At 71.9% G+C, this 16056-nt stretch carries 17 protein-coding genes and 1 riboswitch; of the genes, 10 read left to right on the top strand and 7 right to left on the bottom strand.

Annotated features, from left to right (window positions below):
* Window positions 1-2: 2 nt before the first annotated feature.
* Together AB0H71_RS09505 and AB0H71_RS09510 are read left to right on the top strand one after the other, a co-directional pair.
* Window positions 3-1037 carry an NAD(P)-binding domain-containing protein gene (locus tag AB0H71_RS09505; protein WP_357017190.1) on the top strand — a complete coding sequence of 345 codons (1035 nt, stop codon included), beginning with the start codon at window positions 3-5 and terminating at the stop codon, window positions 1035-1037.
* An 89-nt stretch (window positions 1038-1126) separates the two neighbouring features.
* A complete protein-coding gene (locus AB0H71_RS09510) occupies window positions 1127-1930 on the top strand; it encodes a metalloregulator ArsR/SmtB family transcription factor (protein ID WP_357017193.1) in 804 nt (267 codons plus the stop codon).
* A gap of 3 nt (window positions 1931-1933) precedes the next feature.
* Here AB0H71_RS09510 and AB0H71_RS09515 read toward each other — a convergent pair whose 3' ends face one another.
* The 5 genes from AB0H71_RS09515 to AB0H71_RS09535 all read right to left on the bottom strand — a co-directional run bounded on the left by AB0H71_RS09515 (window position 1934) and on the right by AB0H71_RS09535 (window position 5352).
* Window positions 1934-2248: an SMR family transporter gene (locus AB0H71_RS09515; protein ID WP_357017196.1), complete on the bottom strand. Its 315-nt coding sequence runs from the start codon at window positions 2246-2248 to the stop codon at window positions 1934-1936.
* A 10-nt stretch (window positions 2249-2258) separates the two neighbouring features.
* A riboswitch (guanidine-III (ykkC-III) riboswitch) is annotated at window positions 2259-2326 on the bottom strand.
* A 48-nt stretch (window positions 2327-2374) separates the two neighbouring features.
* Window positions 2375-2644, bottom strand: a complete 270-nt coding sequence (locus AB0H71_RS09520) for a DUF6191 domain-containing protein (protein WP_357017199.1) — start codon at window positions 2642-2644, stop codon at window positions 2375-2377.
* A complete protein-coding gene (locus AB0H71_RS09525) occupies window positions 2641-3309 on the bottom strand; it encodes an XRE family transcriptional regulator (RefSeq protein ID WP_357017202.1) in 669 nt (222 codons plus the stop codon). Before AB0H71_RS09525 ends, AB0H71_RS09520 begins: the two co-directional genes overlap by 4 nt.
* 29 nt (window positions 3310-3338) lie before the next feature.
* A complete protein-coding gene (locus AB0H71_RS09530) occupies window positions 3339-3818 on the bottom strand; it encodes a hypothetical protein (RefSeq protein WP_357017205.1) in 480 nt (159 codons plus the stop codon).
* A 181-nt stretch (window positions 3819-3999) separates the two neighbouring features.
* Window positions 4000-5352 carry an ammonium transporter gene (locus AB0H71_RS09535; protein WP_357017208.1) on the bottom strand — a complete coding sequence of 451 codons (1353 nt, stop codon included), beginning with the start codon at window positions 5350-5352 and terminating at the stop codon, window positions 4000-4002.
* A 273-nt stretch (window positions 5353-5625) separates the two neighbouring features.
* Here AB0H71_RS09535 and AB0H71_RS09540 point away from each other — a divergent pair, with 273 nt between their 5' ends.
* From AB0H71_RS09540 to AB0H71_RS09570, 7 genes are all read left to right on the top strand, one after another.
* Entirely contained in the window at window positions 5626-6813 is a 1188-nt protein-coding gene (locus tag AB0H71_RS09540; protein ID WP_357017211.1) for an FAD-binding oxidoreductase, read from the top strand.
* Window positions 6814-6831: 18 nt separating this feature from the next.
* Window positions 6832-8166, top strand: a complete 1335-nt coding sequence (gene glnT / locus AB0H71_RS09545) for a type III glutamate--ammonia ligase (protein ID WP_357017214.1) — start codon at window positions 6832-6834, stop codon at window positions 8164-8166.
* A gap of 11 nt (window positions 8167-8177) precedes the next feature.
* A complete protein-coding gene (locus AB0H71_RS09550; RefSeq protein ID WP_357017217.1) occupies window positions 8178-9077 on the top strand; it encodes a glutamine amidotransferase family protein in 900 nt (299 codons plus the stop codon).
* On the top strand, window positions 9062-9769 hold the full coding sequence (locus tag AB0H71_RS09555) for a protein glxC (protein ID WP_357017220.1): 708 nt from the start codon (window positions 9062-9064) through the stop codon (window positions 9767-9769). The genes AB0H71_RS09550 and AB0H71_RS09555 overlap by 16 nt, the downstream gene beginning before the upstream one ends.
* Window positions 9770-9779: 10 nt before the next feature.
* Entirely contained in the window at window positions 9780-11093 is a 1314-nt protein-coding gene (locus tag AB0H71_RS09560) for an FMN-binding glutamate synthase family protein (RefSeq protein ID WP_357017223.1), read from the top strand.
* A 118-nt stretch (window positions 11094-11211) separates the two neighbouring features.
* Window positions 11212-12465, top strand: coding sequence for an allantoate amidohydrolase (locus AB0H71_RS09565; protein ID WP_357017226.1), 1254 nt, complete (start codon window positions 11212-11214; stop codon window positions 12463-12465).
* Window positions 12466-12549: 84 nt separating this feature from the next.
* Window positions 12550-12993, top strand: coding sequence for a nitroreductase family deazaflavin-dependent oxidoreductase (locus AB0H71_RS09570; RefSeq protein WP_357017229.1), 444 nt, complete (start codon window positions 12550-12552; stop codon window positions 12991-12993).
* Between the two features lies 1 nt (window position 12994).
* Here the strand turns inward: AB0H71_RS09570 and aroQ are convergent, their stop codons facing one another.
* Together aroQ and AB0H71_RS09580 are read right to left on the bottom strand one after the other, a co-directional pair.
* The gene (aroQ, locus tag AB0H71_RS09575) at window positions 12995-13435 is read right to left on the bottom strand and encodes a type II 3-dehydroquinate dehydratase (RefSeq protein WP_357017232.1); all 441 of its coding nucleotides are present in this window, start codon (window positions 13433-13435) and stop codon (window positions 12995-12997) included.
* Between the two features lie 24 nt (window positions 13436-13459).
* A complete protein-coding gene (locus AB0H71_RS09580; protein ID WP_357017235.1) occupies window positions 13460-14038 on the bottom strand; it encodes a hypothetical protein in 579 nt (192 codons plus the stop codon).
* A 415-nt stretch (window positions 14039-14453) separates the two neighbouring features.
* On the opposite strand from AB0H71_RS09580, the gene AB0H71_RS09585 reads away from it, so the two are divergent.
* Window positions 14454-16052 (top strand): NTF2-like N-terminal transpeptidase domain-containing protein, encoded by a 1599-nt coding sequence (locus AB0H71_RS09585; RefSeq protein ID WP_357017238.1) that lies wholly within the window; start codon window positions 14454-14456, stop codon window positions 16050-16052.
* Window positions 16053-16056: the final 4 nt, after the last annotated feature.

Raw genomic sequence — 16056 nt, forward strand, 5'->3', positions numbered from 1 at the left:
TCGTGATCCACGTCACCGCTGGTGCCCACCGCCGCCTCCTGACCTGGTCACGTACCCGCGGGTGCGGTAGCCCCGCCCCGACGTGCGCTCTTGTCGATGCTACCGGCCGCGACCAGCATCGGAACCGGCGCCGAACTTCCCGACAGACCAGCGAAAGGCTTCAGAGAATGCCGCAGAACACGTCGGTGACCGTGATCGGTCTCGGCCCGATGGGCCGCGCCATGGTGCGCGCCTTCCTCGCCGCGGGCACCGCGGTGACGGTCTGGAATCGCAGCCGCGGCACGGTGGACGAGATGGTCGCGCTCGGCGCCACCGCCGCGGACTCGGTGGCGGCGGCGCTCGCCGCGAACGAGGTCGCCGTGCTCAGCCTCACCGACTACCCGGCCATGTACGACGTGCTCGGGCAGGCCACGGCGGCACTGCCCGGCCGCACCATCGTGAACCTCTCCTCCGACTCGCCCGAGCACACCAGGCGCGGCGCTGCCTGGGTGCGCGGGCACGGCGCCGAATTCCTCTCCGGCGGCGTCATGTCCGCGGGCGACGACATCGCGCACCCGGCGTCGTACATCTTCTACGGCGGCCCGGCCGCGGTCTTCGAACGGCACCGGGAGCTGCTGCGCCCGCTCAGCCCGCCGGAGTACCTCGGCCCCGACGACGGCGTGGCGCAGCTCTTCTACCAGGCCCTGCTTGTCACCTTCCATCCGTGGCTGCTCGCCTTCGACCAGGCGCTGGCGGTGATCGCGCGCAGCGGGCACGATATCGACCGCTTCCTGCCCTACGCGCAGCGCTCGGCCGGTGCCTATCCGCAGTTCATGGCGGATTCGGTGGCGGCGGCGAAAGCTGGTGCGGGATACGACGAGTCGATGTACCGCATGATGATTGCCGGTGCGCGGCACATCGTCGACGCCAGCGAAGATGCCGGGGTCGACGCGGGGCTGTCGCACGCCGCCCTGGCGTGGTGGCAGCGCGGCCTCGACGCCTCGAAGGCCGCGGGCCGCCCGGTCTCGGTGCTGGAACTCATGCTCGGCTCCGGATAGCAGCACCAGCGCACTGCCATTGACAGGCAGCTAGATGGCTGCCTATTGTCAAATGGGGCAGCCTCGGGGTTGCCTATCGGGAGGACGGTATGGAGCAGGACGACGCGGTCTTCCGCGCACTCGCCGACCCCACCCGCCGCCGGTTGCTCGACACCCTGCGCACCGCCGACGGGCTCACCCTGCGCGAGCTCTGCGCGGGGCTGGACATGGCGCGGCAGTCGGTGAGCAAGCACCTCGCGGTGCTGGAGGCGGCGAACCTGGTCGCCACCAGGCGGCGCGGCCGGGAAAAGCTGCACCATCTCAATGCCGCCCCGCTCGACGCCATCACCGACCGCTGGATCGACCGCTACCACCGCGGGCGCGTACGCGTGCTCGCCGACCTGAAGCACGCTCTGGAGGAGCCCGTGACCACCACCGAGACCGCCTTCGTCTACACCACCTACATCCGCACCACGCCCGAGCAGCTCTGGCAGGCGCTCACCGACCCGGCCTTCACCAGCCGGTACTGGGGCGCCACCTTCGAGACCGACTGGCAGCCCGGCTCCACCATGCGCTGGACGCACGGCGGCTGGTCGCACGCCGACGAGAGCCAGGTGGTGGTGCGGGCCGAGCCGTACCGGCTGCTCGCCTACACCTGGCACACCATCGACGCGGAGTTCGCCGCCGAGGTCGAGCTGCCCGCCGACGACCTCGACCGCTGGGCCACCGACCCGCGCTCCACCGTCACCTTCGAGCTGGAGCAGCAGGGCGAGGTCGTGAAGCTGACCGTGGTGCACGACGGCTTCGCACCGGGCAGCCCCGTGCTGGAGGGCATCCAGGGCGGCTGGCCGAGCATCCTCTCCGGCCTCAAATCGCTGCTGGAGACCGGCGAGGAGCTGCACATTCCACAGTGACGCTCAGTGCACGAGCTTCAACCCGACCACCCCGCCCACGATCAGCACCAGGAACAGCGTCTTGGCGAACGAGGCGGATTCGGCGCCGGTGAGCATGGCGTAGACCACGGTGAGCACCGCGCCGATCCCCACCCAGACCGCGTACGAGGTGCCGACCGGCAGCTCCCGCATGGCGAGCGCGAGCCCTGCCATGCTGGCGAGCAGCGCCACGGCGAAGATCAGCGACGGGGTGAGCCGGGTGAAGCCTTCGGAGCGGCCCAGCGCGGTCGCCCACACGGCCTCCAGGACGCCGGAGATCACCAGAAGAAGCCACGACATTTCGACCCTCCTCGGGCCGTCTTGTCGCACTCCGGGTACGGCACCCCTCGTCCGGAAGCCCCTGGTCCGGGGCTCACCTCCACGGTGTCACACCGGATGTGGGGCGGCAAACAATGGCGACCGAGGTCACCGCTTCCTGAGCTTGGCGGTGCCGCGTTCGAGGTCGACCGGGTCGCCGCCGGCCTCCTCGTCGCGGAGCATGGAGATGCCGTCGCGGTGGTCGAGCTCCATGCGCTTGGTCGGGTAGAGCAGGGCGGTGACCTCGTCGGTCAGCACGGTCGAGACCATGCGGCCGCTCGCCAACCCCCTGCGGCGGCGGCGTTTCAGCTCGTAGCCGCCGACGATCAGGAGCAGCAGGACGCTGCCGGGGAGGGCGAGGCCGAGTGCGGTGGTCATCGCTCGACGTGGTTGTCCGGGTAGGCGGTGATCGCCAGGAAGCGGATCGGCAGCCGGACCAGCTCGTTCGGGCCGTGCGGCCCCTCGCCGTCGAGCAGCAGCGAATCACCGGGGCGCAGGGTGTATTCCGAGTCGCCGTGGCCGTAGACCATGACGCCCTCCAGCATGTAGAGCAGCTCGGTGCCCGCGTGCTGGAAGAGCGGGAAGGTCTCGCTGGCCTCGGTGAGCGTCACCAGCACCGGCTCCAGCCGCTTGTGCTGCCCGCGCAGCGCGCCGAGCAGCTCGTAGTGGTGCCCCACCCTGGTGCCGCGGCCGACGATCACCGCCCCGCTGCCGGAGCGCGTGTACACCGCCTCGCGGGTCGCGTCGGCGCCGCGGAACAGCGACGTCACCGGCACATCCAGCCCCTTGGCCAGCCCCGCCAGCGTGCCGAGGCTGCACGAGGTCTGCGCGTTCTCGATCTTCGACAGCATGGCCTTGGAGATCCCGGCCTTGGCCGCCAGCTCCACCACCGACATGCTGCCCGCCAGCCGCAGGCTCCGCACCTGCCGACCGATCACCTGCTCCAGCCCGGCCGCCGTCGGGACGTCGCGCGGGATCTCGCGGTCCACCGGGGCCGGGTCACCGGAGTCGCGGTGCTCCCGTCGCCGGGCCGGTTCACGCATGGGTGCGAGTCTAGAGGTTGGGTGGATGGCTAGTCCTTGCCGAACCGCTGGAATGCGGCCTGGCGTGACGTGTCCAGGGCCGCGCCGATCACCGTCCAGGAGTCTCCGGCCCCCCGGGCCTGCTTGACGGCCGACCGCAGCTCGGCCTCCGCCGCGGCCAGCTTCTTGCGGGCCTCGATGATGTGCCGGAAGTGCTCGGCGTCCCGGGCCGGGGTGGTGTCCGGATCCAGTTGCTCCAGAACGGCATCGAGGTCGCCCGCGGTCGGCTCCGGGCTCGGTGCCGCGCTTTCGGCGTTCCGTTCTTTCAGTAGCCGCTGGTACAGGACCTCCGGGCCCACGCGGGAACGACGACGATCCGCCGGGGCGGGCGAGCAGGCGACGAGGAACGCTGCGGCGAAATCGCGCCTGATATCGAACCGAACCGCCGGACGCCGCGGTGCCACCGCCGACGCCAGCAGTGCGGTCGACGGCTTGTGCCCGGAGCGCCTTCCGGTGCTCATGATGGTCATCTCGGCATCACCTCGGCCTCGGCTACATCGTGCTTGCGGGCAGAGTCCGATATCTCCACGACGTCAAGATTGCCTTGACGATGCTGCAGAGTGTCGAGTCTCCCTTTACGCGCGAGTTCGCGTCGGGCAGCATTGAGCCGCACTGCGTGAACACAGTGCGGCTCAATGTTTTACGTGAAACCTACGTACTGGCAGGCGCGGCAGCCTTCTCGGTCATCACCTCCGCCGCGACAACAGCCGCCACCGGCTCCACCCGCCCATCGGCGAGCTCCACCGCCTCGAGCACGTACGCACTCTCGCGGTGCACCCGAACGTCCACTCCTTCGGTCTCGTGGTCGGCGGGCACCCGCAGCCCCATGGTCAGGTCCATGACCTTGGCGATGACCCAGGTGACGGTGAAGGAGTAGGCGAGGACCGCCAGGACCGCCACCGTCTGCTTGCCGAGCGTCGAGAAACCGCCGCCGTAGAGGAGGCCGGTGGCGCCGGAGGGGGCGGCGGGGTCGGCGAGCAGGCCGATGAGGATGGTGCCGATGACGCCGCCGACCAGGTGGATGCCGACGACGTCCAGCGAATCGTCCAGCCCGAAGCGGAATTTCATGGTGATGGCCAGGCAGCAGACGGCGCCGCAGATGGCGCCGACGGCGAGCGCGCCGAGCGGGGAGACGGCGCCGCAGGCGGGGGTGATGCCGACCAGCGCGGCGATCAGCCCGGAGCTGGCGCCGAGTGAGGTGGCGTGGCCGTGCCGCAGCTTCTCCACCACCAGCCAGGCGCAGATGCCGGCGCAGGCGGCGGCCATGGTGTTCAGCGCGACGACGGCGGCGCTGTTGCCCGCGGCCAGCGCGGAGCCGGCGTTGAAGCCGAACCAGCCGAAGAACAGGATGCCCGCGCCGAGCATGGTGAGCGGCAGGCTGTGCGGCCGCGGCGCGTGCGGGAAGATGGCCCGCTTGCCGAGCACCAGGATCAGCGCGAGCGCGGCGATTCCGGCGTTGACGTGCACCGCGGTGCCACCGGCGAAGTCGACCGCCTGCAGCGAGTTGGCGATCCAGCCGCCCTGGACCGCGCCGTCGGCGGAGTCGAAGGCGAAGACCCAGTGCGCCACCGGGAAGTACACCAGCGTCGCCCAGAGCCCGGCGAAGAGCATCCAGGAGCCGAACTTCATCCGGTCGGCGACGGCGCCCGCGATGAGCGCCACCGTGATGGCGGCGAAGAGCAGCTGGAAGGCCGAGAAGAGCGCCGGTGGCAACCCCGGCTCGGCCGGTGCCTCCAGCAACTTCGAGGAGCCGAAGTACTCCAGCGGGTCGCCGAGCAGGCGCAGCCCGCCCACCGAGTCGCCGAAGGCGACGGAGTAGCCGAACACGATCCACAGCACGCCGACCACGGCCAGCGCGCCGAAGACCATCATCGCCATGTTCAGCGTGCTGCGGACGCTCACCATGCCGCCGTAGAACAGCGCCAGGCCCGCGACCATCAGGGCCACCGCCGTGAATGCGGCGAGAATCCAGGCGGTATTGGCCGCCGCCAGGGCTTCTGTCATTGAACTCACCTACGTCCGTCGTGCCGGATGTTTGCGGCCGCAGCCGAGTGCGGTTGAACAGCAGTAAACGCTGTCGAATGTTGCGGGTGATCGTTACTCGGTGAACCACGAGTTAATCCGTGCCCGATTCGGGCGGTTCTTGACGGTAACGCGTACGCGTGAGCACGCGCGCGACGCAACACAGTCGTAACGGTCAGGCGACCGGGTCGTCACGAGGAGGTAGTTTCATGTGATTACACACTGATTCACGGCATGAGAATTGAGGACGGGTTCATGGGTGCTACCGCCGAGTACCTCATCGTGGGGGGCGGGCTGGAGGGGCTGGCGATCGCCTGGTCGCTCGCGGACCGCGGCGTCACCGACGTGCTGGTGCTGGAGCGGGCCACCCTCTGCTCCGGCATGACCGGCAAGTCCAGCGGCGTGGTGCGCTGCCACTACGGGGTGCCTTCCCTGGCCGCCATGTCCTGGTACGGGGTCGAGGTCTTCGGCCGGGCCCGCGACATCCTCGGCGACGACCTCGGCTTCCGCCGCTGCGGCTACGTGGTCGGGGTCGGGCCGGACAATGTCGACCCGCTGAAGGCCAATGTCGCCATGCAGCAGCAGCTCGGCATCGACGTCGACTTCATCGGCCACGACGAGATGGCCGAGCTCTGGCCCGGGCTCCGGCTGGACGATTTCGCCGCCTTCGCCTACGAGCCGCTCGGCGGCCGCGGCGAGGCGTACCTGACCGGCATGGCCTACGCCGCCGCGGCCCGCCGCCTCGGCGTCCGGATCCGGCAGGGCGCGGAGGTGGCCGAGCTGCTGCGGGACGGCGACACCGTCACCGGCGTGCGCACCACCGTGGGCGAGACCATCGCCGCGGGCACCGTGATCCTGGCCGCCGGGCCCTGGGTCCCCGCGCTCACCGCGCCGCTCGGCCTCGACGTCCCGGTCCGCGCCCAGCGCGCCCAGCTGGTCCTGGTGGACCAGGGCGAGCCCACCCCGGAGGTGCCGGTCCTCTCCGACCTCGCGAGCCTGCAGTACCTGTGCCGCGAGCCGAACGGCGAGCTCCTCGCGGGCAACAGCGACCACGCGGCGGTCGAGTACCTGGATCCCGACGACTACCTCGACCGCGCCGACGACAGCACCGTCGAGACCGTGATCGGCAAGCTGGACCATCGCCTCCCCGCCATGCCGGACCCGGGGGTCACCGGCAGCTACGCCGGCGCCTACGACGTGACCCCGGACTACAACCCGATCATCGGCCCCGCGCCGCTGGCCGGGCTCTTCCTGGCCACCGGCTTCTCCGGGCACGGCTTCAAGATCTCGCCCGCCGTCGGGCGGCTCGCCGCCGAGCTGCTGCTGGACGGCGCCACCACGCTGCCGAACGTCGACCCCGCCGATTTCCGCCTCAGCCGCTTCGCCGAGGGTGCGCCGCTCACCAGCCCGCACCCGTACCTCGGCGCGGGCGAGATGCGCTGACCCACAGGAGCACCCCGCATGTCCGACACAGCCACCGTCTCCACCCTCCCGACCAGTACCCCCTCGCTGCGCGAGCTGGCCGCCGAATCCGGCACCACCTTCGTGCTCGCGCTCTTCACCACGCTCTCCGGAAAACCCTGCGCCAAGCTGGTTCCGGTGCAGGCGATCGACCAGCTCGAGCGGGACGGCGTCGGCTTCGCCGGGTACGCCGCGGGCATGATGGGCCAGCAGCCGCGCGACCCCGACCTGGTCGCGGTGCCGGACACCGGCTCCTTCACCCCGATCCCGTTCGTCCGCCCCGGGCTGGCGCTGGTGCACTGCACCCCGCACGTCGAGGGCGAGCCGTGGCCGTTCGCGCCCCGGGTGATCCTGCAGCGCACGCTGGCCCGCGCCGCGGCCATGGGGTACGCGGTGAACGTCGGCGCGGAGATCGAGTACTTCCTGGTCGACCGGGCGAGCGGCAGGCTCGCCACCGCGGACGCCGCCGACGTCAGCGCCCAGCCCTGCTACGACGCCCGCGACGTCACCCGGATGTACGACCACCTCACCGAGGTCTCGACGGCGATGAACGCGCTCGGCTGGGGCAACTACGCCAGCGACCACGAGGACGGCAACGGCCAGTTCGAGCAGAACTTCGACTACGCCGACGCCATGACCACCGCCGACCGGGTGATCACCGCCCGCTACCTGCTCTCGGTGATCGCCGAGAAGCGCGGCATGACCGCGACCTTCATGCCCAAGCCGTTCACCGACCGGACCGGCTCCGGCATGCACCTGCACCTCTCGCTCTGGCGCGACGACGCCCCGCTCTTTCCCGGCGCCGACCCGCAGGGGCTCGGGCTCTCGCCGCTGGCCTACTCGTTCGTGGCGGGCATCCTGGACCACGCCTGCGCGCTGCAGGGCGTGATCGCGCCGACGGTGAACTCCTACAAGCGCACCGGCGCCACCTCGACCACCAGCGGCGCCACCTGGTCGCCGCGGCGCGCCACCTACGGCGGCAACGACCGCACGCACTTCCTCCGGGTGCCGGACGGCAACCGGGTGGAGCTGCGCGGCGCCGACGGCTCGGCCAACCCGTACCTGGCGGCCGCCGCCACCATCGCGGCCGGGCTGGACGGGGTCGAGCGCGCGGCGCACCCCGGCCCGCTCGGCGCGGGCGCCGCCGCCGACCTGCCGATGACGCTGGTGCACGCCATGGACGCGCTGGAGGCGGACCCGGTGCTCACCGCCGCGCTGGACGTGGCGGGGCCCGGCGTCGCCGCCTACTTCGCGCAGGCCAAGCGCGAGGAGTTCTTCGCCTGGCACAACACGGTCTCGGACTGGGAGATCGACACCTACCTCACCGCCTTCTGAAAGCGAGCGCCATGTGCGGAATCGTCGGGCTTCACCTGCGTGACGCCACCCTCTACCCCCGGCTGGGCGCGCTGCTCACCGGCATGCTCGACCAGATGTGCGACCGCGGGCCGGATTCGGCCGGGATGGCGGTCTACGGCGACCCGGCCTGGTCGCCGCCGGGGCACACCACCGTCTCGGTGCTGGACAGCCCGCTGCCGGCCGCCGAGCTCGCGGCGCTGCTGAGCACCGCGCTCGCCGCGCCGATCACGGCGCACGAGCTGAACCCCACCCTCGTGCTGCACGGCCCGGTGGCGCACGAACCGCTGGTCGCGGCGGTGCGCGCGGCCGTCCCCGCGGCCAGGGTGATCGGCTTCGGCGCCGACCTGACGGTGCTCAAGGGCGTCGGCAACCCGACCGAGCTGGCGCACCGCTTCGGGCTGCCCGCCGCGCAGGGCTGGCAGGGGGTGGCGCACACCAGGATGGCGACCGAGTCGGCGGTCACCGCGGAGGGGTCGCACCCGTTCTCGGTGGGGCCGGGGCAGTGCCTGGTGCACAACGGCTCGTTCAGCAACCACATGAGCATCAGGCACGAGCTGCGGCGCGACGGGGTCGAGTTCGACAGCGAGAACGACACCGAGGTGGGGGCGCGGTTCGTCGCGCGGCAGCTGGCCGCCGGCGCCGACCTGGAGAAGGCGCTGCTGCTGCTCAACGAGGTCTTCGACGGCTTCTACACGCTGCTGGTGTCGACCGCCGACTCCTTCGCGGTGGTGCGCGACGCCATCTCCTGCAAACCGGCGATCGTCGCGGAGACCGATCGCTGGGTGGCCATGGCGTCGGAGTACCGGGCCCTGGCCGAGCTGCCCGGCGTCGCCGACGCCCGGATCTTCGAACCCGAACCGGAAGAGGTGTACGTATGGCGCCGACCGTGATCTCAGAACTGGCACCGGCCAGCACCATCGACGCGACCGCCGCGGGTGTGCGGGCGGTGAACGCGCTCCTCGCGTCGCCGGGCAGCCCGGCCGCGCTCACCATCACCGATCCGCGCGGGGCACATGCCCTCGCCTGCGGGCTGGACGCCGAGGTCGAGGTCACCATCGAGGGCCACGTCGGCTACTACTGCGCGGGGATGAACCAGCGCGCCACCGTCACCGTGCACGGCAGCGCGGGCGTCGGGGTGGCGGAGAACATGATGTCCGGCAGCGTCCGGGTGCGCGGCGACGCCTCGCAGTCGGCGGGTGCCACCGCGCACGGCGGGCTGCTGGTGATCGAGGGCAATGCCGGTGCGCGCTGCGGCATCTCGATGAAGGGCGTCGACATCGTGGTCGGCGGCGATATCGGGCACATGAGCGCCTTCATGGGGCAGGCGGGCAGGCTCGTCGTGCTCGGCGATGCCGGTGAGGCGCTCGGTGACTCGCTCTACGAGGCCCGGATCTACGTGCGCGGCCGGGTCGCCTCGCTCGGCGCCGACTGCGTGCGGAAGGACCTGCGCCCCGAGCACCGCGCCGAGCTGGCCGAGCTGCTCGCCGCCGCGGGATTCGACGCCGACCCGGCCGAGTTCACCCGCTACGGCTCGGCCCGCGAGCTGTACCACTTCCACGTCGACAACGCGAACGCGTACTGAGGAGGCCCCGATGACCGGAACCCTGCCGAGGGAATCCGCCACCTTCGATCGCGGCGTGATCGCCGAGATCCAGCGCGCGGCCGAGACCGGCATCTACGACATTCGCGGCTGGGGCGCCAAGCGCAGGCTGCCGCACTTCGACGACCTGCTCTTCCTCGGCGCCTCCATGTCGCGGTACCCGCTGGAGGGGTACCGGGAGCGCTGCGACACCGACGTGGTGCTCGGCGACCGCAATGCCAAGCACCCGCTGCACCTGGACATCCCGATCACCATCGCGGGCATGAGCTTCGGCGCGCTCTCCGGCCAGGCCAAGGAGGCGCTCGGCCGCGGCGCCAGCGCCATGGGCACCTCCACCACCACCGGCGACGGCGGCATGACCCCGGAGGAGCGCGGGCAGTCCATGAACCTGGTCTACCAGTACCTGCCCTCCCGCTACGGGATGAACCCGGACGATCTGCGGCAGGCCGACGCCATCGAGATCGTGCTCGGCCAGGGCGCCAAACCGGGCGGCGGCGGCATGCTGCTCGGGCAGAAGATCACCGAGCGGGTGGCGGGGATGCGCACCCTGCCGCAGGGCATCGACCAGCGCAGCGCGTGCAGGCACCCGGACTGGACCGGGCCGGACGACCTGGCTATCAAGATCCTGGAGCTGCGCGAGATCACGCAGTGGGAGAAGCCGATCTACATCAAGGTCGGCGCCAGCCGCACCTACTACGACGTCAAGCTCGCGGTGAAGGCCGGGGCGGACGTGGTGGTGGTGGACGGGATGCAGGGCGGTACCGCCGCCACCCAGGAGGTCTTCATCGAGCACGTCGGGATACCGACGCTGGCGGCGATTCCGCAGGCGGCGCAGGCGCTCCAGGAGCTGGGGGTGCATCGGAAGGTGCAGCTCATCGTCTCCGGCGGCATTCGCACCGGCGCCGACGTCGCCAAGGCCATGGCGCTCGGCGCGGACGCGGTGGCGATCGGCACCGCGGCGCTCATCGCGCTCGGCGACAACAGCCCGCGCTACGCCGCCGAGTACGCCGCGCTCGGCAGCGCGGCCGGCAGTTACGACGACTTCCAGGAGGGGCGGGATCCGGCGGGCATCACCACCCAGGACCTCGAGCTCGCCGCGCGGCTCGACCCGGTCGAGGGCGGGCGCAGGCTCGCCAACTACCTGCGCGTCCTGACCATGGAGGCGCAGACCCTGGCCCGCGCCTGCGGGAAGTCGCACCTGCGCAATCTGGAGCCGGAGGATCTGGTCGCGCTCACGGTCGAGGCGTCGGCCATGGCGCGGGTCCCCCTCGCGGGCACCTCCTGGATCCCCGGAGCGGTGGGATGACGGGGGCCGTGCCGTCCGCCGCCGTGGCGCGGCCGAGCGGCCACGGGCGACCCTCCGGCCGAGGCAATGGCGCAGGCGCCGAGGGACTCGGCCTTCGCCGAGCGGTCGAGGGGGCCCGATGACGGGGCTGTTCGCGACGGCGGACGCCGCGCGGGCGTTCGACCCGCTGTGGGGCGAGATTCTCGCCGTCGGGCGCGACCCCGGGACCGGCGGGTACCGCCGGTTCGCCTGGGCGGACGCCGATCGCACCCTGCGCGAGTGGTTCACGGGCTGCGCGGCGGCACGCGGCATGGACCTGGAGGTGGACCGCAATGGCAACCTCTGGGCCTGGTGGCTCCCGCCCGGCTGGACCGGCGAGCCCGAGCACGCCTTCGTGACCGGCTCGCACCTGGACTCGGTCCCGGACGGCGGCGCCTTCGACGGCCCGCTCGGCGTGGTCTCCGCCTTCGCCGCGGTGGATCTGGTGCGGGCACGGGGCATCACGCCGCGGGTGCCCGTCGCGGTCACCTGCTTCGTGGACGAGGAGGGCGCCCGCTTCGGCGTCGCCTGTATCGGCTCCCAGCTCAGCGCCGGTGCGCTCGCCCCCGAGCGCGCGCTGCGGCTGCGCGACGGCGACGGCATCACCCTCGCCGAGGCGCTGCGCGCGGCGGGCCGCGACCCGGCCGCGCTCGGCCCGGACCCGCTGTTGGACCGGCGGATCGGCGTCTTCGTCGAACTGCACGTCGAGCAGGGCCGCGCCCTCGACCTGGTGGACCGCCCGCTCGCGCTCGCCTCCTCGATCTGGCCGCACGGCCGCTGGGAGTTCACCTTCACCGGCGAGGCCAACCACGCCGGCGCCACCCGCCTCGCCGACCGCCGCGACCCCATGCTCACCTTCGCCACCGCCGTGCACGCCGCGCGCGGCAGCGCCGAGAAGCACCGCGCCGTCGCCACCTTCGGCAAGGTGCTGGTCGCCCCGAACGGCACCAATGCCATCCCCTCCGCGATCCGCGCCTGGCTGGATGCCCGCGCCGCCGACGAGGCCACCCTCACCGCCCTCGTCGCCGAGATCGAGACCCTGGCGGGCAAGGCCGCCGCCGAGGGCGGCATCGGCTTCGCGGCCGCGGCCGAGTCCCGCTCACCCATCGTGGAGTTCCCGCCGGAGCCGCGCGCGAAGCTGAGCGCCGCGCTCGCGCACCTCGGCGACGTCCCGGTGATCCCCACCGCCGCGGGCCACGACGCCGGGGTGCTGGCCGAGCGGGTGCCGACCGCCATGCTCTTCGTCCGCAACCCCACCGGCGTCTCGCACTCCCCGCACGAATTCGCGGAGGCGGTGGATTGCCACGGCGGCGCCGCGGCACTGGCGGAGGTGATGGCGGCCTGGGTGCGCTGAAACAGAGAGCACTGCTCTTGACTCGGGGCGGGCCCGCGTGGAACACTTCTCTCAACAGAGAGCAGTGCTCACAGAGGAGAGATCATGAACGCCGAGTCCCGCTACCTCGCCCCCGCCGGCGGCGACAATGTCTTCAACCGGCTCGTGCGCAAGTTCGCGCAGTGGGGCATCAGCCTGGCCGGGTCCAGGGAGCTGGCCGTGCGCGGCCGCAAGAGCGGCGAGTGGCGCACCGTCCCGGTGAACCCGATGGAGTTCGACGGCGCGCGCTACCTGGTCTCCCCGCGCGGCCACACCCAGTGGGTGCGCAACCTGCGCGCCGCCGGCGGCGGCGAGCTGCGGCTGGGGCGCCGGGTCGAGCCGTTCACCGCGGTCGAGGTGGCCGACGCGGAGAAGAACCCGCTGCTCCGCGAGTACCTGCGGCGCTGGGGCTGGGAGGTCGGCCGCTTCTTCGACGGCATCGACAAGAACGCCACCGACGAGCAGCTGGCCGAGATCGCCCCCGGCTTCCCGGTCTTCCGGCTGAGCTGACTCAGCCGTGCCGGATCAGGAACTCGATCGCGGCCGCGTACCCGAAGACCCCCATCCCGGCGACCACCGCCGTCGCGATCGGCGAGACGAAGGAGTGGTGCCGGAACTCCTCGCGGGCGTGCACATTGCTGATGTGCACCTCCACGATCGGCAGCTCCGGGATCACCAGCGCGTCGCGCAGCGCCACCGAGGTGTGCGTGAGCCCGCCCGGGTTGATCACGATGCCGGACTCGACGCCGCGCGCGGCGTGAATCCGGTCGATCAGCGCCCCCTCCGAGTTGGACTGGAAGGCGGTGACCGCGCGGCCGTACCGCTCCGCCGTCCGGCGGCACAGCGCCACCACGTCATCCAGGGTGTCCGAGCCGTAGACCTCCGGCTGCCTGGTGCCGAGCATGTTCAGGTTCGGGCCGTTGAGCACCAGGATCGGGCCGGGGGCTGACATGCGGCCAACCCTACCGGGCCGGGCTCAGAGATCCTTCGGTCCTTCGGCGCGCAGGTCGTCCACGGTCTTCATGGCCGAGCGCAGCTCCTCCAGCCAGGACTCGGCGTGCTTGCCCGCCAGCCGGACCGTCCAGGCCAGCGCGTCCGCCCTGGAGCGCGCGACCCCGGCGTCCACCAGGGTGTCGAGCACCTTGCGCTCCGGCTGCCGGAGCCGGGTCATCACCGGCACCGCGAGGTGGGTGAAGAGGATCCGCTCGCCGTCCACCGTGATGCCCCAGGCGACATTGCGCCGGTAGCGGTGCTGCGCCTCCTCCGCGATCCGCATCCGCGCCGAGCGGGTGCCCTCGCGGAACCGCGCGATCGCCCCCTCCTTCGTCGCGGCCGGGATCTCCTCGCCCGCGCCGGGCTGCTCGCCGGGCGGGGTCAGCCGGAGCTCGCCGACCACCACGATCTCGTCGCGGTCGATCTCCAGCGTCGGCACGCTGACGAACCACTCCTCCGGCAATCTCCCGGCGAACCAGTCGGCGGCATCCGCCGCGTCCGGGAGGTCGGCCTGCTGCCAGCCGCCGGGCCTGCCGAATCCGCGTCGCTGTCCGTGTCCCATGACGTCACCTGCCTGTCATCTGTATTTCAGTGATTACAAGATTACGTCGCTGCGGCTCTTACCGGTTGCGCTCAGCGCGAACACGCCCGGGCCGCACCCGAATCGCCGAAGCGGGCGGTTGGCTGCCCACCCGCCCGGCGGGGCCGGTACGGTAGCGGCGCCGGTTGTCTCCACAGGGCCCGGCGAAGGTCATGATCGGCCCCCGGTTCGCCGGGTTCGGGCACAATGGAGTTGCTGAGCATGCGTGGCGTCCCCGGTGCTCGAGGTGTCGCCGGTAGAGACTGGTCGGATACGGTTGTCTTGTTGCTGAAGTGACAAGAGTGAAGAGTGGGCGGACATGGATGTGTGGGGATCCCGCCGCTTTCGCCTCCGGAGCGCATTGGCACTCGTGGGGGTGGCGGCTATCGCGATCGCGATGGGATCATGCGGTGTTCACGAGCAGCGGAACGAGGCGGAGGCGGTTGTCGAACGGTTCACGGAGTTGCTCGATGATCGTGACTACTCCGCCGCCGCGCAGCTGACCTCCTACCCCGCTGCCGCTTCGGCAACCCTCAAGCAAATGTTCGAGGGGCTGAACCCGGGCACCGTCGACTACGCCAAGACCCAGTTCATCGCGCTGGACGCGGAGTCCGGGATGTACAGCATGGACGTCGACTGGTCCTTCGGTGAGGACAAGCAGTGGCGCTACTCGCTGCAGGGCAATGTGCGCAAGCTCGCCATCGGCTGGCGGATCTCCTGGGAGCCGAGCGTCGTCATGCCGCCGCTGCAGAACAACCGCACGGTGCGGCTGGTGCGCACGCTGCCCGCGCCCGCCCCGAAGGTGGTCGACATCGCGGGCGCGCCGCTGATGACCGAGCAGAACATCAACGTGGTCAAGCTGGACCCGGCCCGGATCAGCGACCCGGTGGCCGCCACCGACGCGCTGGCCCGCGCCATCGAGCCGGTCGCCCCGCTGATCACCGGCCCCGCGCTCATGCAGCAGCTCGCCACCTCGCAGGGCAAGCCGATCGTCGCGGTGAACCTGCGCGACGGCGACTTCGAGATCCTGGAGCCCGACCTGGTCGCCGTGCCCGGCGCGGTGATCGAGAAGCAGCCGCGGCTGATCTCCGCTGATCGCCGAGTCTGGTCGCCCATGCTGGACGCCCTGCGCAAGGTGCAGCAGGAGAGCCAGGAGGCGCACTCCGGCTGGGGTGTGCAGCTGTTCGAGCCGGACGGGAAGTTCGCCGGGCAGGTCGCCGGCTTCCAGGGCCCGCCGGGGCCGGATATCGCGGCCACCATGGACCAGCGGCTGCAGCGCGCGGCCGAGGACGCGGTGGTGAGCTCGGCGACGCCCGCCTCGATCGTGGCCATCCAGCCGTCCAGCGGCGCGGTGGTCGCGGTGGCGCAGAACAGCCAGGCCAGCGAGCACGGGCCGGTCGCCTTCACCGGGCTCTACCCGGTGGGCGGCACCTCGGAGCTCTTCCGGCAGGTCGCCTCGGTGGCGCACGGCAAGCCGCCGCAGGAGGTCACCGGGCAGGAGGCCGCCGACGCGGCGGCGCTGCTCGGGGTCGGGGTCGACTTCCAGGTGCCGGGGCTGGACGAGGTCACCGGGCGGCTGCCCGGCGGCCGGGGCGCGGAGCAGGTGAGCCAGAACGGCGGCGGTGACGCCATCCTGGCCAGCCCGTTCGGCATGGCCATCGCCGCCGCCGCGGTGGCCCGCGGCGCGCTGGCGCCGCCCATGATCGAGGTCGGCCGCCCCGCCGCCACCGATGCCCCGCTCGGCGGGCTGAACCCGGAGATGGTGGAGCGGCTGCGCGGGCTGCTGCGCGACGGCACCGGCCGCCCGGAGTTCACCGCGGTGCGCGGCTACCGCGACGTCAGCGGGCTCGCGGCCACCGCGGGCGCCGACGGCTGGCTCCTCGCCACCATGGGCGACCTGGCCTTCGCCATCCACATCGACGCCGTCGACAGCGGCGACGCCACCGCTCGCATGGCCGCCAGGCTGCTCCAGGCGCTGGCCGCGCCGGACTCCTGACTCG

Origin of the sequence: Nocardia sp. NPDC050697 (genome assembly GCF_040654395.1) — a bacterium.
GTDB lineage: Bacteria > Actinomycetota > Actinomycetes > Mycobacteriales > Mycobacteriaceae > Nocardia.

Bases quoted from the DNA above. Each gene is read 5' to 3' on its own strand.
- AB0H71_RS09530 (WP_357017205.1), bottom strand. From the start codon at position 3,818: ATGACCATCATGAGCACCGGAAGGCGCTCCGGGCACAAGCCGTCGACC.
- aroQ (WP_357017232.1), bottom strand. From the start codon at position 13,435: ATGTCAGCCCCCGGCCCGATCCTGGTGCTCAACGGCCCGAACCTGAAC.
- AB0H71_RS09515 (WP_357017196.1), bottom strand. From the start codon at position 2,248: ATGTCGTGGCTTCTTCTGGTGATCTCCGGCGTCCTGGAGGCCGTGTGG.
- AB0H71_RS09520 (WP_357017199.1), bottom strand. From the start codon at position 2,644: ATGACCACCGCACTCGGCCTCGCCCTCCCCGGCAGCGTCCTGCTGCTC.
- AB0H71_RS09510 (WP_357017193.1), top strand. From the start codon at position 1,127: ATGGAGCAGGACGACGCGGTCTTCCGCGCACTCGCCGACCCCACCCGC.
- AB0H71_RS09555 (WP_357017220.1), top strand. From the start codon at position 9,062: ATGGCGCCGACCGTGATCTCAGAACTGGCACCGGCCAGCACCATCGAC.
- AB0H71_RS09560 (WP_357017223.1), top strand. From the start codon at position 9,780: ATGACCGGAACCCTGCCGAGGGAATCCGCCACCTTCGATCGCGGCGTG.
- AB0H71_RS09525 (WP_357017202.1), bottom strand. From the start codon at position 3,309: ATGCGTGAACCGGCCCGGCGACGGGAGCACCGCGACTCCGGTGACCCG.
- AB0H71_RS09585 (WP_357017238.1), top strand. From the start codon at position 14,454: ATGGGATCATGCGGTGTTCACGAGCAGCGGAACGAGGCGGAGGCGGTT.
- glnT (WP_357017214.1), top strand. From the start codon at position 6,832: ATGTCCGACACAGCCACCGTCTCCACCCTCCCGACCAGTACCCCCTCG.
- AB0H71_RS09535 (WP_357017208.1), bottom strand. From the start codon at position 5,352: ATGACAGAAGCCCTGGCGGCGGCCAATACCGCCTGGATTCTCGCCGCA.
- AB0H71_RS09570 (WP_357017229.1), top strand. From the start codon at position 12,550: ATGAACGCCGAGTCCCGCTACCTCGCCCCCGCCGGCGGCGACAATGTC.
- AB0H71_RS09565 (WP_357017226.1), top strand. From the start codon at position 11,212: ATGACGGGGCTGTTCGCGACGGCGGACGCCGCGCGGGCGTTCGACCCG.
- AB0H71_RS09550 (WP_357017217.1), top strand. From the start codon at position 8,178: ATGTGCGGAATCGTCGGGCTTCACCTGCGTGACGCCACCCTCTACCCC.
- AB0H71_RS09580 (WP_357017235.1), bottom strand. From the start codon at position 14,038: ATGGGACACGGACAGCGACGCGGATTCGGCAGGCCCGGCGGCTGGCAG.
- AB0H71_RS09540 (WP_357017211.1), top strand. From the start codon at position 5,626: ATGGGTGCTACCGCCGAGTACCTCATCGTGGGGGGCGGGCTGGAGGGG.